Here is a 15326-nt window from a genome sequence, read left to right on the forward strand (position 1 = left end):
GCTGTGGCGCACATCGCAGAGGCGCAGCGGATGCATGGTGTTATTGGCCGCTGCGGCCAAGCATGCGCGCAATGCCTCGATTCTAGACGGCGTTGCGCCGCATCGCTGCGCCAGCGCGTTGGGGGGGGCTGCGATGCCCATCGCCGCACGCGCTTGCCGTTGGAAGACGATCAGATGGCGCAATGATGCCGTTCCGGCCACAGCGCATGTGGGAACAAAAACGCCGGCCAATGTCCTGGCCGGCGTCTTTTGATCTTTCGCCGAAAGATCAGCGACCGCCCATCGCAACCTTCTGCTGTTCTTGCTGGGCCTGTTGCTGCTGCGACTGACCAGCCAGCAACTGTGCGCTGGTTTGCTCAAGTGTCGGGGCAGGTTGGTTCAGGTCCACCGCCGCACGGAAGCCCGGCGTGGTGCCCATGACGAACGCCTTGCCGTCCTGCACTGTCACGTTCTGCAACTTGTCCGCGCTGTCGATCCCATTCTGCTTCGCCTGCAGCGTGACATGTGCCGCGGTCTCGTTGGAGATCATGCTCGGCAGCTTGCTGCGGATTGCGTTATGTAGCGCGTGGTCAGGGTGCGATGCATCGTTGAGCGAAGGCCCTTTGGGCGCAGCAACCTGCGCCTCGCGGGTCTGCACCGGTTGCGCAGACAACGCTGCCCGCGTGTCGCGGCCAACAACACCGTCCTGCTGCAGCCCATGCTGCTTCTGGAACGCCATCACCGCCTCACGCGTGTTGTCGCCGAAACGGCCATCCTCGGCCAGTCGGTTGCCCTGCGCATCGCGCACGCCCAGACGGTTGAGGTCCTGCTGCAGCTTACCCACATCCTGACTGCTGTCGCCATGCCGCACGGCACCTGTGCCACTTGCCGATGCTGCCTGGGTGTGCCGCGCACCCGCTTGGTGTTGGTGACCCTGATTCCAGAAGTTCTCGGGGCTGGTCAACTTGCCGTTGGCATCGCGCAATTGGTAATGCACATGCTGCGCATATTGGCTTGCGCCATTGGGTCCACGTCCCCCCATCGTGCCGATGGCATCGCCTGCCGACAGCGTTTGCCCTTCTTTGACCTTGACGCCATCCAGATGCAGGATCTCGTGCGAATTGCCTTGTGCATCGCGAATCTTGACGGTGCCGTAGCTTCCGCCGGCAAAGGTCACCGTTCCGGCGACGGGCGAATGCACGGTTGGATGCTGCAGATTGCGTCCTGCCTGACCGCCCTGATAATTGAAGTCGGTGCCGCCGTGGTCGCGCGCGCTGCGGTGCTCGCCATAATGCCCGGTGACATGCGGCGCAGTGCCGCTCTGCGGCGGAAGCATGCGCTCCATGGTGGCCTGGAACGAATGCGCGTTCGAACCGGCATGCGGTGTTTGCGCCGGTGCCGAATGCTGCGCGGGTGCGACCGTCTGTCCGAGTTGACCGTGTTCGAGCTTGTGCATCACATCGGGCGTGAGGTCGCGCTGCCAGCGCGCGAAGCGGCTTTCGCGGTCGGCCAGCCCATTCGGCGGATCGCCGCCGTTGATCGCAACGCCTGCTGCATGCGCATCCTGCCTGGCCGCTTGCGGCACATTGTGCTGCCAGTACCAGGTTGCGATCCGCGACGCGTTTTCCGGTTGCGCGGCCAGTTCGGGGTGTGCGACCAGGTCGAGTTTCAACGCTTCGCCGGCCTCGCGATACTGATCCTTGCCGGTGAGCTGGATGTAGCCGCGACCACGGTAAAGATAACCATCGCCGGGCTCGTTGTTCCCCATACGCCCGCCATACATCAATTCGGCGAGTTTCTCAGGCTGGCCGCGCAATGCTTCCAGGCGCGCTTCTTCCAGCGCCTCCGGTCCTTCGCGCAGTGCAGAACGCACTTTCGAGCTCACTTGCGAGGAGCCGCGTGTATAGCGGAACCCTTCTTCCAGGCGATTGAGTCCGCCCGATTCGTGGCCTACCTGTGCCATGAAATTGGCCAATTCGTTTGGCCGGGTGATTCCCGCTGCATAGGCTGCCTGCAGCAGCCCAGTTTCGCGATCGGTTGCCATGGTGTAACTCCTCATTTCTCAGCAACATGAAAAAACGGACCCATCCTTGTCCGCGCAAGCCATTACTTCCCTTTAATGTTGTTCCTGGGCTCCAGCCTCATCCAGCGCCGCAACCTTCTTGAGCGTGGCGGGGTCGAAGTCCTGGAACGTCACCGCACCAAAATCCTTGTCGGTCAATTCCAGGGTGTTGTGCTGTTCGGTCTCGGTATCGGAGAGATCGCGCACGACCTTATCCAGCAACCAGGTCTGCTTGTCTGCCGAATACTTGAACGTGAAGTCGTCGGCCCAGCGCTCGCGCGACCCGCCTGAGATGGAGATGGTGAATTGCCCTGGCTGTACGCGCGAAAACGCATACGGGTCGCCTGCCAGACCGCCGCAGCGAGCACAGGGCACGATGCGACCATTTTCAGCGGCCTTTTGCAGGCTGCCATCGGCGTTCTGGGTCAGCAGCAAGACGCGACGTGGCTGCCCTTCGCCGAGCTTTTCGTTGCCGGTTGCCGGCGGAGAAATCACGACAAGCGCGTCCGAATGTCCGGCGCCAGTCAGGTCGCCGCGTTGGGTATCCAGCGCCTTCGATCCTGCTGGAACGAAGGAGTCAATCGTTGCCATGGGTACAGTCCCTTGTGTCGGTGTGGCAGGGGGTGACGCGGCCGGGCTGGGTGGTTGAGCCGCGGCCGCGGGTGCATTGGCCGGCGTTTCAGGCGCATCGGCTGCCTGCGGACCGTTACACGCAACAAGCGCTACCGCCAGTATGGGGATAAGCAGTCTGAAAGGGGGCACGGCCGTCTCCTGATTTGGGGTTTTTGCATGGCGCGGTGTTGCCCGCGCCGTTACAGCGACTGGTCGTCGACCTTGACCAAGGTCCAGCATGGGCGCTGGACGAAGTGGTAGACCTGTTGATCGCCGCTGTCAGGTGTACGCACCAGCACCTGGCGACCGCCTGCGTCCTCGGACACCACGACTTCGCGGCCCGCGGAGCGGGCCACGTCCAGATTCGGGATAACCGGCCATTTGACGTCGGCCAGCGCAACCTCGCGAGTGACTGGCGCCGGTTCCGGCTGCGCATCCGGATCGATCCGGATCATGGTCAGCGGGTCGGCCGTGGCTTTCTCCTGGGCCGCGATGTCTGCACTGAAGCTTTTTAGAAATGCAGAGAAGTCGGCGGTCGGGCAGGTCGTCGCCGGAGCGGGCGTGGCCGACGCTGTAGCAGGAGTAGAGGCGGCAGGCGCGGCGCCCGCTGCCTCTGCTGTCGCCGCGGGTGCCGCGCCTGCTGGCTCTGCTTGCGGTTTACAGGCAACCAGCGCCAGGCTTAGTGCGAGGGCATGCAGAGATATGCGTAAAAGGGCCAACGGATCCTCCTGATCGTATCGGGCGATGTGCGAGCGCGCCGGATGGTATCTGCGCGCTGCGTGCAAATGCGTGAAGGCTTGCGGGGCGAGAGTGCGGCGGGCCGGCCGGCACGCGGCAGGCCCGCACTCGGGGAGAGTGACCGCAGTGACGGTGGCCGACTGCTCAAACGGTTCCAAGGCCCGTGATTGTCGTCAATACAGGCCGGGTACCTCATCTCGACCCATCGCAGAAATCGTCATTCGGCGATGTATGGGCTGCCTGGAAATCGCCCGTTGGCGCGAGCAACTAAATTCCGTTCGAAAATACATCGAGTGCGTCCGCACTCACCCATCCTTGCGCGCAATTGCCGACGTATTGTCCTGGTGCTGCTGGGTGGCAGCTCTCGCCACTTGCACGCTTGATCTGCTTGATCTGCCTGTCGCCATAAGTTTTGCACAATGCGTTGTTCTTGCACCTTGCGATGGTGCTCGCTGGAATTGCGGCGACGTAGTAACACCGCGGGTCTTGTCCGGCGCGGCCGATCGCCTGGGCTACGCCGGCGAAAAATCCCTCATTGCCGCAATCGGGCGAAAACTCCACATCGTAGAAATCACCACTGTCGACAGTGCCAGCTGTGATCCTTTTGCAGTCGTTGCATCCGTGCAGGTGACGCCAGTGGCCTGTATCAGCGCGGCAAGTCTGGCGTTGACCTGCAATGCTGCGGACGCGTTGTTTTTCGCAGGTGCTAGCGGTGCTGATGTGGGAACGGCGTGGGGTGCAGATTCGCCGGCAGTGCAGGCGTTCAGCGCGAGTGCTAGACCGGGAATGATTGCGCTGCGCAAGGCAGGCGACGCGCGGAACAAGTGGCCTAACTGGGTCATTGCGACCTGACTGGGCAAGAGAACACACCATCGCGGCGAGCGTGGTGGAAGTCAGTTAGATGCGGGTATGTGCAGTCGCCGTCATGAAGCTTCACGCGCAACCACCAACCTGGCCTTCAGTCGGTAGTCGAGAACTCGAGGCGCCGAGAATGTCGGCGCTCCGAGTCAAAGCGGCGTCTGCGTAGTGCGCCGCCTCGCCCCTTTTAATCGGGGCTACGCAATCAATCCACCGAAATACCCGCCAGCCGCTGCAGCGCTTCGGCATATTTCGCACGCGTGCGATCGATGACGTCGGCCGGCAGGCGCGGGCCGGGCGCGGTCTTGCCCCAGTCCAGGGTTTCCAGATAATCGCGCACGAACTGTTTGTCGTAGCTCGGCGGGCTGGTGCCCGGTTCGTATTGGTCGGCCGGCCAATAACGCGAAGAATCCGGGGTCAGCATCTCGTCCATGATGTACAGCCGGCCGTCGGCATCGGTGCCGAATTCGAACTTGGTATCGGCCAGCAGGATGCCGCGTTCGGCGGCAAAATCGGCGGCGAAACGGTAGATGCGCAAGGTGGCATCGCGCACGCGTTCGGCCAGCTCGGCGCCGACCGTCTTGACCATTGCATCGAAGTCGATGTTTTCGTCGTGGTCGCCAACCGCTGCCTTGGTCGAAGGAGTGAAAATCGGCTCGGGCAGTTTCTCGGCCTGACGCAGGCCGTCGGGCAATTCGATCCCGCTGATCTTGCCGGTGCGCTGATAATCCTTCCAGCCGCTGCCGATCACATAGCCGCGTGCGATGGCTTCCACCGGCACCGGCTTGAGCTTGCGCGTGACCACAGCGCGTTTGGCGTACAACGCCGGATCTACGCCCTCGGGCAACACCTGCTCCACGCGGATGTCCACCAGGTGGTTGGGCATCAGGTGTTCGGTCTTGTGGAACCAGAAGTTGGACACCTGGCACAACATCTCGCCCTTGCCGGGAATCGGGTCGGGCAGCACCACGTCGAACGCGGACAGGCGGTCGGTGGCCACCATCAACAGATAATCGCCCGGGGGCGCATCGGCGGGCAGGCGGTCGCGGGGAATATCGAAGACATCGCGGACCTTGCCACGGTGACGCAACGGCAGGCCGGGCAGATCGGATTGCAACAGCGTGGTCGACACAGGCACTCCTAAGGACGTCGCTATGACGCTGTCCCCGGGACCCGGCGGGCCCGCGGGTAGGCAGCGGGCCGCGTAGTGTACGGCGCTTCGCCGCCTCCCGCAGAATTTATTGGAGCCCGCGCGGTGGGGCCTGTGCAGGAGTCGTCAGCCAGGCCGGGCGGGCGTTCGGGTAAGATCGCCAGCCCGCCTCCCGCCCCGATCGCCCCCATGTCCTGGTACGGAAAACTGCTCGGCGCATTGGCCGGCGCCTTGCTGTTTCGCGGGGCGCCGGTGGTGGGGCTGATGATCGGGCTGGCGATCGGCCACGCGGTCGACGCCGGCTGGTTCAAACGGCGCGCGGAAAATCCGTACGAAGCGCTGGGCCTGGAGCCGGACGCCACCACCGCCGAGATCGACCTGGCCTATCGCCGGCTGATGTCGCGCTACCACCCGGACAAGGTCGCCAACGCCGACCCGGAAGCCCGCCGCCAGGCCGAAAAGAAGGCCAGCCAGATCAACGCCGCCTACGACCGGATTCAACGGCTGCGCAAGCGCTAAACGAAGGCCGCGCGCCGAAACCGCTGCGTTAAGCAGTGCCAGGCGTCAGCGCAGAGCGCTGGTACATCGAAAGGCCTCACCCAATAAAAAACGCCTGATCATCACGATCAGGCGCCGCGGGCACGCACGCACCCGGCTCTCAGAACCTGTAGGTCGCGGTCAGGCGCACCGCATTGGTCGAAACATCGGTATCGGTCCGACGCAGGTCGGTACCGGCCGGATTGACGCGCAGGAAGGGGTTGGTGGCCGGCGCGGTGCCGGGCCCGACGCGCACGCGGGTGTCGTCGTCCTGCAGGCGGGTGAACAGATATTCCACGCCGACCGAGACCTTGTCGCTCAAGCGCCGTTGCAGGCCGATGCCGGCCTGGTAGCCATCGGCACTGTCGCCGCCACTGCTGGTGAAGCTGTTGGCGGTATTGCTGCTGGCGAAGCTGTGGTCGAATTCGCCACGCGCCACACCGGCGGTGATGTAGGCCAGGTAATCGCCCTGCGTGCCGAAGGCGTAGCCGATGCGGCCGCGCAACGCCGCAGTGCGGTTGAGCTGGCGGGTGAAGGTATAAAACGCGGGTGTCGTGCTGAAGGCGCTGACGCTGTCGCGGACATCGTTGCGGGTGTATTCGGCGACCACGCCATACACCCAGTTGCCGGCCTGCCAGTCGTAGCCCAGCCGTGCGCCGTATTCGGCACCGCCCTTGTCCTTGCTACAGCCACTGGCCGGAGTGCGCCCCGCCGCTGCGCCACCGCAGAAACCGGGCGAGAACGCATCGGCACCGGTCGCGGTGCCGACCTGGTCGCCGTCGCGACCATCCAGATTGGTATCGAAGCCGAAGCGGCCACCGGAGACGCCGGCCGGATCGGCACCGCCGACGTTGGCACCGATGGACAAGCCGGACCAGTCGGCAGGACCGGATTGCGCCCAGGCCGAGGGGGCCAGGACGAGCAGGACGAGAGCGGCGGAAGCGAGCGGGGTGGGTTTCATGCGATCTCCTTGCATCTGGCGCGGCGCGCCGGTCAGGTACGTACGCGCTCGCGTCCGCTCTGGATGCACTTTGGCCGACACTGGGGCGGAATTGCACAGCGGCAGAGCCATCGATGCAGCGGGCAGGTGCGCGATCGCGCACTGACTGCGAGTTGCCGGCCCAAGCGCCTGCGGTGATATCGGCGGCCTACCCGTGGCGCGTGCCCCAAGCGCCCGGCGGCATTCGGCTTTCCTCGCCGGGCCACGGTTGCGACAATGGCGCTCCTGCATTTTTCCGAGCTGCCCATGCAACCGACGGCGATCGCCCCGTCCATCCTGTCCGCCGATTTCGCCCGTCTGGGCGAGGAAGTGAACAACGTCCTCAAGGCTGGTGCCGACTGGGTGCACTTCGACGTGATGGACAACCACTACGTGCCCAACCTCACCATCGGCCCGATGGTGTGCCAGGCGCTGCGCAAGCACGGCATCACCGCGCCGATCGACGTGCATCTGATGGTCGAGCCGGTGGACCGCATCGTGCCGGATTTCGCCAACGCCGGTGCCACCACCATCAGCTTCCACCCCGAAGCCAGCCGCCACGTGCACCGCACGATCCAGCTGATCAAGTCGCACGGCTGCCAGGCCGGGCTGGTGCTCAACCCGGCCACGCCGGTGGACATCCTGGACTGGGTGCTGCCCGAGCTGGACCTGGTATTGGTGATGTCGGTCAACCCGGGCTTCGGCGGGCAGGCCTTCATCCCGTCTGCGCTGGACAAGCTGCGCGCCATCCGCAGCAAGATCGACGCGACGGGCAAGCCGATCCGGCTGGAGATCGATGGCGGCGTCAAGGCCGACAACATCGGTGCGATTGCCGCCGCTGGCGCGGACACCTTCGTCGCCGGCTCGGCCATTTTCAATGCGCCCGACTATGCGCAGGTGATTGCGCAGATGCGCGCGGCGGTGGATGCGGTGCGATGAGCCGGCCCGCGCCACAGATCCGCAGCGCAACGCCTGCGGATGTGCCGCTGCTGCATGAACTCATCACCGCGCTGGCGGTGTATGAGCGCGAGCCGGATGCGGTCAAGGCCAGCCTGGAGGATGTGCGCGCCAGTCTGTTCGACGACGGCGCCACCGCGCACGCGCTGATCTGCGAGCAGGACGGTCAGGCGCTGGGATTTGCGGTGTATTTCTTCAACTATTCCACCTGGTTGGGCCGCAACGGCCTGTACCTGGAAGACCTGTTCGTGCGTCCGGAAGCGCGCGGCAAGGGCGCGGGCCTTGCGCTGTTGCGGCACTTGGCGCAGCTGGCCGTGCAGCGTGGCTGCGGGCGGTTCGAATGGTCGGTGCTGGACTGGAACCAGCCGGCCATCGACTTCTACAAGGCAGTCGGAGCGCGCCCGATGGACGGCTGGACCGTGTACCGGCTCGACGGCGAGCGGCTGGCCGCGTTTGCTGCGGGCGGCTGAGCCGGGCGCGCCGGGACGTCAGGACCACGCAAAAGAAAGGCCGCTTCCGAGGAAGCGGCCTTCAAGAAAACTGGAGGCTGATCCTGCCTCCGCCCGTCGTCCCTGCTATGGCCTTCTACTCTCCGGGTTATCGATGACACCGCAATGACAGTGTGCCGGCGGCGCCTATTCACGATCTGCCCATTGGCCCGCTGCTAGCCTGCGGCCATTACCTTCACAGCATCGGCAGCGCGCATGGCCCCGTCCCACTGGCGTCTGATCCTCAACGGCAAGTCCACCGATAATCTGGACCTGCGTGAGGCAGTGGGAACGCTGCGCAAGCGCGGCATCCAGCTCGATGTGCGGGTCACCTGGGAAGACGGCGATGCCGAGCGCTACGTGGGCGAGGCAGTGGCCGATGGCGTGCATACGGTGGTGGCCGCCGGTGGCGACGGCACTCTGAGCGAAGTGGCGGCCGCCCTGGCGCATCACGAGGGCGATGCGGCCACGCTGCCGTCGCTGGGCCTGGTGCCGCTGGGCACCGCCAACGACTTCGCCACCGCCGCCACTCTGCCGATCGCCCCGCTGGAGGCGTTGACCTTGATCGCCGAGCGCGTCGCGCAGCCGGTCGACTTGCTGCGGATCGACGCCGACCACGGCCCGCACTGGTGCGCCAATGTGGCCAGCGGCGGCTTCGGCACCCAGGTCACCGTGGAAACCGACGAAGGCCTGAAGAAGATGCTCGGCGGTCTGGCCTATCTCATCACCGGCATGTCGCGGCTGGGCCGCATCGACCCGATCAGCGCCCGCTTCAGCGGCCCGGAGTTCAGCTGGGAAGGCGAATTCATCGCGCTCGGGCTGGGGAACGGGCGCCAGGCCGGTGGCGGCCAGGCGCTGTGCCCGGAGGCATTGATCGACGACGGCCTGCTGGATGTCACCATCGTCCCCGACCTTGACGGCGAAGTGGCCGCCACGCTCGGCACCCTGGTCACCGGCGGCAAACAGGCCGCGCTCGAACGGGTGGCCGTGCGCGCGCGCGTGCCGTGGCTGGACATCGTCTCCCAGCAACCGCTGACCTTGAACCTGGACGGCGAACCGGAAACCTCCCGGCACTTCCGCATCGAATGCGTCCCGGCGCGGCTGCGGATGCATTTGCCGGGTGAGTGCCCTTTGCTTGGTGGGTGAGAATCGGGAATCGGGAATCGGGAATCGGGAATCGGGAATCGGGAATCGGAAAAGCGTGGCAGGCATTTCGGGTGAGCCAGGCAATCGCCTCGCTTTACGCCCCTTGATGTCCACGACGATAAGGCACTGCTTGCGCGCTATTGGCGCGTGCCCTGGAGCGCCCGCGCTGCTGGCGCGGAGCGGGGGTGAGGTGAGGGTTCCTGCGCCGGCTCGCCTGCCGCCATCAGCCAACTTGCTCCGGAAAGCAGGCGCCGCAGGCGTCTGCACGGAGCGCGCCGCGCGGACTCTAAAGCGTGCGCATTGCACCGGCCTGACGACATCAACCGGCTCGCCTGCGTGGCCTCAGCTGACCGCCATCCCGAAAAAACACTCCAGCAACACCAGCTCACCTTCGCCGTTGTTGAACGGCGTTCGCCCACGCCTGCTGCCCTGGGCCAGCAGTTGCGCTACAGTAGCCGCGTGTCCCGCCTGACGACTCCACGCTCCTTCTCTTCCGCTCGCCGCTGGTGGCGATGGTGGCCCGTTGCCGTCGTCCGCCCCGCCACAGAGTCCCGGAAGGAAAGTCGTCTTGATCACTGCAGAGCAGTTCCAGCGCCAGGCCGCTGAAGGTCACACCCGTATTCCCGTTGTCCGCGAAGTGTTGTCCGACCTGGACACGCCGCTCTCGGTCTACCTGAAGCTCGCCGACGGCGCCTATACCTATCTGTTCGAATCGGTCGAAGGCGGGGAGCGCTTCGGGCGCTACTCCATCATCGGCCTGCCGGCGCGGCGCGTGTACAGCTTTCGGGGCCACACGCTGGAGGTCAGCGAACACGGCGAAGTCGTCGAGACCCGTGAGGTCGCCGACCCGCTGGCCGAAGTCGATGCGTTGCGGGCCGAACATTCGGTGCCGCAGCTGGATGGGCTGCCCGGCTTCACCGGCGGGCTGGTCGGCTGGTTCGGTTTCGAGTGCATCCAATACATCGAGCCGCGCCTGGGGAGTGGCGACAAGCCCGACGAACTCGGCACGCCGGACATCCTGCTGATGCTCTCCGAAGAGCTGGCGGTGTTCGACAATCTCAAGGGCCGTCTGTACCTGATCGTGCATGCCGACCCGCGGCAGCCGCAAGCCTATGTGCGCGCCAATCGGCGCCTGGACGAGCTGGCGCATCGCCTGCGTCAGGGCGGCGCCGGTTACCCGCAGGCGCAGATTTCCGATGCGATCGACGAAGCGGACTTCCATTCCTCTTTTACCCGCGAGGAATATCACGCCGTGGTGCGCAAGGCGCAGGAATACGTGCGTGCCGGCGATATCTTCCAGGTAGTGCCATCGCAACGCTTGCGCGTGCCGTTCCGCGCGCGCCCGGTGGATGTGTATCGCGCGTTGCGTGCACTGAATCCGTCGCCGTACATGTATTTTCTCGATGTCGGCGGTACCCAGGTGGTTGGTTCGTCGCCAGAAATTCTGGCGCGCCTGCGCGATGGCGTGGTCACTGTGCGCCCGATCGCCGGCACCCGCCCGCGCGGCGCCACGCCCGAACTGGACAAGGCACTGGAAGCCGAACTGCTGGCCGACCCGAAGGAACGCGCCGAGCACGTGATGCTGATCGATCTGGGTCGCAACGATGTCGGCCGCGTGGCCGAACCGGGCACGGTCAAGGTCGGCGAGCAGTTCGTGATCGAACGCTATAGCCATGTCATGCACATCGTCAGCGAGGTGACCGGCACCCTGAAAGCCGGCCTGAATTATAGCGACGTGCTGCGCGCCACCTTCCCGGCCGGCACTGTCAGCGGCGCGCCGAAGATCCGCGCGCTGGAAATCATCCGCGAGCTGGAGCCGGTCAAACGCAACGTGTATTCCGGCGCGGTCGGCTATATCGGCTGGCATGGCGATGCCGATACCGCCATCGCCATCCGCACCGCCGTCATCCAGGACGGTTACCTGTATGTGCAGGCCGGCGGCGGCGTGGTCTACGACTCCGACCCCGACCTGGAGTGGCAGGAAACCATGAACAAGGGGCGTGCGCTGTTTCGCGCAGTTGCCCAGGCGGCGAAGGGCCTGTGATGGACGGGCAGGGTAGCGCTACGCGCATCAGCTTTCGCAACGACTACAGCGAAGGCGCGCATCCGCGGCTGTTGCAGGCGTTGGCGCAGGCCAGCGCCGAGCAGCATGCCGGCTATGGCACCGATCGGCACACAGCGCGTGCGGTTGCGTTGATCCGCACCGCAGTCGCGCAGCCGCAGGCCGACGTGCATCTGCTGGTCGGCGGCACGCAGACCAATCTGATTGCGATCAGCGCGTTCTTGCGCCCGCATCAGGCAGTCATCGCGGTGGACGCGGCGCATATCGCCACGCACGAGACCGGCGCCATCGAAGCGACCGGCCACAAGGTGCTCACCGTGCCGGCGCTGCACGACAAGCTGACGCCTGCGCTGATTCAGCCGGTGCTGGCTGTGCACAGCAACGAACACATGGTGCAGCCGCGTCTGGTCTACATTTCCAACAGCACCGAAAGCGGCACCATCTATACGCGCGCCGAACTCGATGCGTTGTCGCGGTTTTGTCGCGCGAACGATTTGCTGCTGTACCTGGATGGCGCGCGTCTGGGTGCGGCGCTGACCGCCGACGGCAACGATCTGGATCTGCCGGCCATTGCCACGCTGACCGACGCGTTCTATATCGGTGGCACCAAGAATGGTGCGCTGCTCGGCGAAGCGCTGGTCATCGTCAATCCCGCCCTGCAGGCGGATTTGCGTTATCTGATCAAGCAGCGCGGCGCGCTACTGGCCAAGGGCATGGTGGTTGGTGCGCAATTTGCGGCGTTGTTCGAAGACAGTCTGTTCTTCGAACTGGCCGCGCATGCCAATGCCATGGCGCAACGCTTGCGCGCCGGCCTGCTTGCGGCCGGCGCGCACTTCACCAGCGACTCGCCGACCAACCAGCAGTTCATCGCCGTCAGCGCGCAACACGCTGCGCAGCTCGTGCAACGCTACGACTTCGAGCGCTGGGAAGTGCGCACCGATGGCAGTCAGGTAATCCGCTTCGTGACCTCGTGGGCGACCACAGCCGCGTCGGTCGATCGGCTGTGTGCGGATGTTGCCGCACTTCATCGCGGCGTGTCGTAAGCATGCGCACCAGAGCGAGCGAAACAGATGAAGCAACTCGAACGCCGGAATTTTGCCCATCCCGGTTCGCTCGATGCTGGTCAGGTGTGGCAGTCACGCCGCGCCATCACCGATCGCAGAGTCACCTGCAGCCGGCAGCCAGACCTTCACCCAAAACATCTATGCGGTCTTTCTGATCGCGCAATGAGTCCCCTGCCATGCTGCTGATGCTCGACAACTACGACAGCTTCACCTACAACCTCGTGCAGTACCTGCAGGCGCTGGGCGCCGAGGTCACGGTGGTGCGCAACGACGCCATGAGCGTCGACCAGATCGCCGCGCTCAGGCCCGAGCGCATCGTCATCTCGCCCGGTCCGTGTACGCCCAACGAGGCAGGCATCTCGCTGCAATTGATCGAGCAGCTGGGTCAGACCACACCGATCCTGGGCGTGTGCCTGGGCCATCAAAGCATCGGCCAGGTCTACGGTGGCGATGTGATCCGCGCCGGCAACATCATGCACGGCAAGACCTCGCCGATTCGTCATCAGGGCAAGGGCGTGTTCGCCGGTCTGCCGGACAGCTACGAGGCCACGCGCTATCACTCGCTGGTGGTGGACAAGACCACCTTGCCGGACGCACTGGAGGTTACCGCCTGGACCGAAAATCCGGATGGTTCGATGGAAGAGGTCATGGGCTTGCGCCATCGCCAGTTTCCGGTCGAAGGCGTGCAGTTCCATCCCGAATCGATCCTGACCCAGCACGGACATGCCTTGCTGAAAAACTTTTTGCAGCGTTGATAGTGATGCGTCGTCTGCGCCTCGGCGTGACGACCGTGTCGCGCTGCGTCGCTACAACGCCAACGCAGAAGTGCAGTGGCACTCAACGTGCGCACCGTACCGCGCAACGTAACGTTACCGCTGCACCGCCTTCCATCGCATCCGGATCACGATGAGCACACCCGACGACAGCATTCACTTCTACGAGCCGAGGCAGGGTCACGGGCTGCCGCACGATCCGTTCAATGCCATCGTCGGCCCGCGTCCCATCGGCTGGATCGGCTCGCGCAGCGTCGAGGGCATTGCCAATCTGGCGCCGTACAGCTTTTTCAATGCATTCAACTACATTCCGCCGATCGTCGGCTTTGCCACCATCGGTCGCAAGGACAGCGTGCGCAACATCGAAGCCACCGGCGAATTCACCTGGAATCTGGCCACCCGGCCACTGGCGGAAGCAATGAACGCCAGCGCGGCGATGGTACCGGCGGAAGTCGATGAATTCGATCTGGCCGGCCTGCAGGTGGCGCCATCGCGCCTGATCGGTGCGCCACGGGTCGCTGCCAGTCCGGTCAGTTTCGAATGCCGGCTCAGCCAGCTGTTGCCACTGCAAACCGCTGCCGGGCACGCCATCGAGACCTGGTTGGTGCTGGGCGAAGTCGTCGGCGTGCACCTGGTCAGGTCGGCGCTGCACGAGGGCATCTACGACCCGGCTGCGGTGCAGACCATTCTGCGCGCGGGCGGGCCGGCCGATTACTACGAAGTGCAGCCGCAGGCGCGTTTTCGCATGACGCGTCCGGGCCAATGATCGCCGCAGCTGCAACGGCAGCCGCGCCGCTTGGTGCTTGCGCCTTCCTGCGCTGATCGCGCGCGCTGCAAGCTGCCTGCGTCTTCATCCATCACGTTCTGCCACGGTTGTTCCCATGCCCATCACTCCGCAAGAAGCCCTGCAACGCACCATCGAACACCGCGAAATCTTCCACGACGAAATGGTCGAGTTGATGCGGCAGATCATGCGCGGCGAGGTCTCCGACATGATGGTCGCGGCCATCCTCACCGGGCTACGAGTCAAGAAGGAAACCATCGGCGAAATTGCCGGCGCCGCCACGGTGATGCGCGAGTTCTCGCGCCGCGTGGACGTGGCCGATCGCCAGCACATGGTCGACATCGTCGGCACCGGCGGCGATGGTTCGCATACCTTCAACATCTCCACCTGCGCCATGTTCGTCGCCGCAGCCGGCGGTGCCAAGGTGGCCAAGCATGGCAATCGCAGCGTCTCGTCCAAATCCGGCAGTGCCGACGCACTGGAAGCATTGGGCGCGGTGATCGAGCTGCAGCCCGAGCAGGTTGCCAGCGCGTTGGCGCACACCGGCATCGGCTTTATGTATGCGCCAGTGCATCACCCGGCCATGAAGGTGGTGGCGCCGGTGCGACGCGAAATGGGTGTGCGCACCATCTTCAACATTCTTGGCCCGCTGACAAACCCGGCGGGCTCGCCGAACATCCTGATGGGTGTGTTCCATCCGGATCTGGTCGGCATCCAGGCGCGTGTGCTGCAGGAGCTTGGCGCCGAGCGCGCGCTGGTGGTGTGGGGGCGCGACGGCATGGACGAACTCTCGCTTGGCGCCGGCACCCTGGTCGGCGAACTGCGCGACGGCCAGGTACGCGAATACGAAGTGCACCCGGAAGATTTCGGCATCGCCATGTCGGCCAGCCGTAACCTCAAGGTGGCCGATGCTGCGCAATCGCGCGCGATGTTGCTGCAGGTATTGGACAACGTGCCCGGCCCCGCGCTGGATATCGTGGCGCTCAACGCCGGTGCTGCGTTGTACGTGGCCGGCGTCGCCGACAGCATTGCTGATGGCGTACTTCGGGCACGCGCGGTCATCGCCGACGGCTCGGCGCGCGCGCGCCTGGACGCCTATGTGGTCTACACCCGCCAGCTCGCCGTGCAGCCCTGAGC

At 64.9% G+C, this 15326-nt stretch carries 14 protein-coding genes and 1 pseudogene; 9 read left to right on the forward strand and 6 right to left on the reverse strand.

From position 1 onward, the window contains the following. Positions 1 to 268: 268 nt before the first annotated feature. The 5 genes and pseudogenes from AMD14_RS02900 to AMD14_RS02920 form a co-directional block, all read right to left on the reverse strand. Complete coding sequence (locus tag AMD14_RS02900; protein ID WP_011050336.1) at positions 269 to 2023, reverse strand: peptidoglycan-binding protein; 1755 nt, start codon at positions 2021 to 2023, stop codon at positions 269 to 271. A gap of 72 nt (positions 2024 to 2095) precedes the next feature. Next, positions 2096 to 2632: a hypothetical protein gene (locus AMD14_RS02905; RefSeq protein ID WP_015462804.1), complete on the reverse strand. Its 537-nt coding sequence runs from the start codon at positions 2630 to 2632 to the stop codon at positions 2096 to 2098. A 221-nt stretch (positions 2633 to 2853) separates the two neighbouring features. Next, positions 2854 to 3372 (reverse strand): hypothetical protein, encoded by a 519-nt coding sequence (locus AMD14_RS25630; RefSeq protein ID WP_011050338.1) that lies wholly within the window; start codon positions 3370 to 3372, stop codon positions 2854 to 2856. 286 nt (positions 3373 to 3658) lie between these two features. Next, positions 3659 to 4233: pseudogene (locus AMD14_RS25635) on the reverse strand (hypothetical protein). Between the two features lie 221 nt (positions 4234 to 4454). Then, positions 4455 to 5381: a phosphoribosylaminoimidazolesuccinocarboxamide synthase gene (locus tag AMD14_RS02920; RefSeq protein WP_003483031.1), complete on the reverse strand. Its 927-nt coding sequence runs from the start codon at positions 5379 to 5381 to the stop codon at positions 4455 to 4457. A 207-nt stretch (positions 5382 to 5588) separates the two neighbouring features. Between AMD14_RS02920 and AMD14_RS02925 the strand changes: the two genes are divergently transcribed. Continuing rightward, positions 5589 to 5918, forward strand: a complete 330-nt coding sequence (locus AMD14_RS02925; RefSeq protein ID WP_005912611.1) for a J domain-containing protein — start codon at positions 5589 to 5591, stop codon at positions 5916 to 5918. Between the two features lie 139 nt (positions 5919 to 6057). On the opposite strand, the gene AMD14_RS02930 is transcribed toward AMD14_RS02925, so the two are convergent. Beyond that, positions 6058 to 6897, reverse strand: coding sequence for an outer membrane protein (locus AMD14_RS02930; protein WP_005927967.1), 840 nt, complete (start codon positions 6895 to 6897; stop codon positions 6058 to 6060). Positions 6898 to 7152: 255 nt separating this feature from the next. Between AMD14_RS02930 and rpe the strand changes: the two genes are divergently transcribed. From rpe to trpD, 8 genes are all read left to right on the forward strand, one after another. Continuing rightward, on the forward strand, positions 7153 to 7854 hold the full coding sequence (gene rpe / locus AMD14_RS02935) for a ribulose-phosphate 3-epimerase (RefSeq protein WP_170913534.1): 702 nt from the start codon (positions 7153 to 7155) through the stop codon (positions 7852 to 7854). Next, positions 7851 to 8342 carry a GNAT family N-acetyltransferase gene (locus tag AMD14_RS02940; protein WP_011050342.1) on the forward strand — a complete coding sequence of 164 codons (492 nt, stop codon included), beginning with the start codon at positions 7851 to 7853 and terminating at the stop codon, positions 8340 to 8342. Before rpe ends, AMD14_RS02940 begins: the two co-directional genes overlap by 4 nt. Before the next feature lie 234 nt (positions 8343 to 8576). Continuing rightward, a complete protein-coding gene (gene yegS / locus AMD14_RS02945; RefSeq protein WP_005927961.1) occupies positions 8577 to 9506 on the forward strand; it encodes a lipid kinase YegS in 930 nt (309 codons plus the stop codon). 568 nt (positions 9507 to 10074) lie between these two features. Then, positions 10075 to 11550, forward strand: a complete 1476-nt coding sequence (trpE, locus tag AMD14_RS02950) for an anthranilate synthase component I (protein ID WP_005914209.1) — start codon at positions 10075 to 10077, stop codon at positions 11548 to 11550. After that, positions 11550 to 12611 carry a threonine aldolase family protein gene (locus AMD14_RS02955; protein WP_011050343.1) on the forward strand — a complete coding sequence of 354 codons (1062 nt, stop codon included), beginning with the start codon at positions 11550 to 11552 and terminating at the stop codon, positions 12609 to 12611. The genes trpE and AMD14_RS02955 overlap by 1 nt, the downstream gene beginning before the upstream one ends. A gap of 197 nt (positions 12612 to 12808) precedes the next feature. After that, positions 12809 to 13387: an anthranilate synthase component II gene (locus AMD14_RS02960; RefSeq protein ID WP_003483050.1), complete on the forward strand. Its 579-nt coding sequence runs from the start codon at positions 12809 to 12811 to the stop codon at positions 13385 to 13387. A gap of 151 nt (positions 13388 to 13538) precedes the next feature. After that, positions 13539 to 14171, forward strand: coding sequence for a flavin reductase family protein (locus AMD14_RS02965; protein ID WP_011050344.1), 633 nt, complete (start codon positions 13539 to 13541; stop codon positions 14169 to 14171). 115 nt (positions 14172 to 14286) lie between these two features. Beyond that, positions 14287 to 15324, forward strand: a complete 1038-nt coding sequence (gene trpD / locus AMD14_RS02970) for an anthranilate phosphoribosyltransferase (protein ID WP_011050345.1) — start codon at positions 14287 to 14289, stop codon at positions 15322 to 15324. Positions 15325 to 15326: the final 2 nt, after the last annotated feature.

It is taken from the genome of Xanthomonas citri pv. citri, from assembly GCF_000961215.1.
Taxonomy (GTDB): domain Bacteria; phylum Pseudomonadota; class Gammaproteobacteria; order Xanthomonadales; family Xanthomonadaceae; genus Xanthomonas; species Xanthomonas cissicola.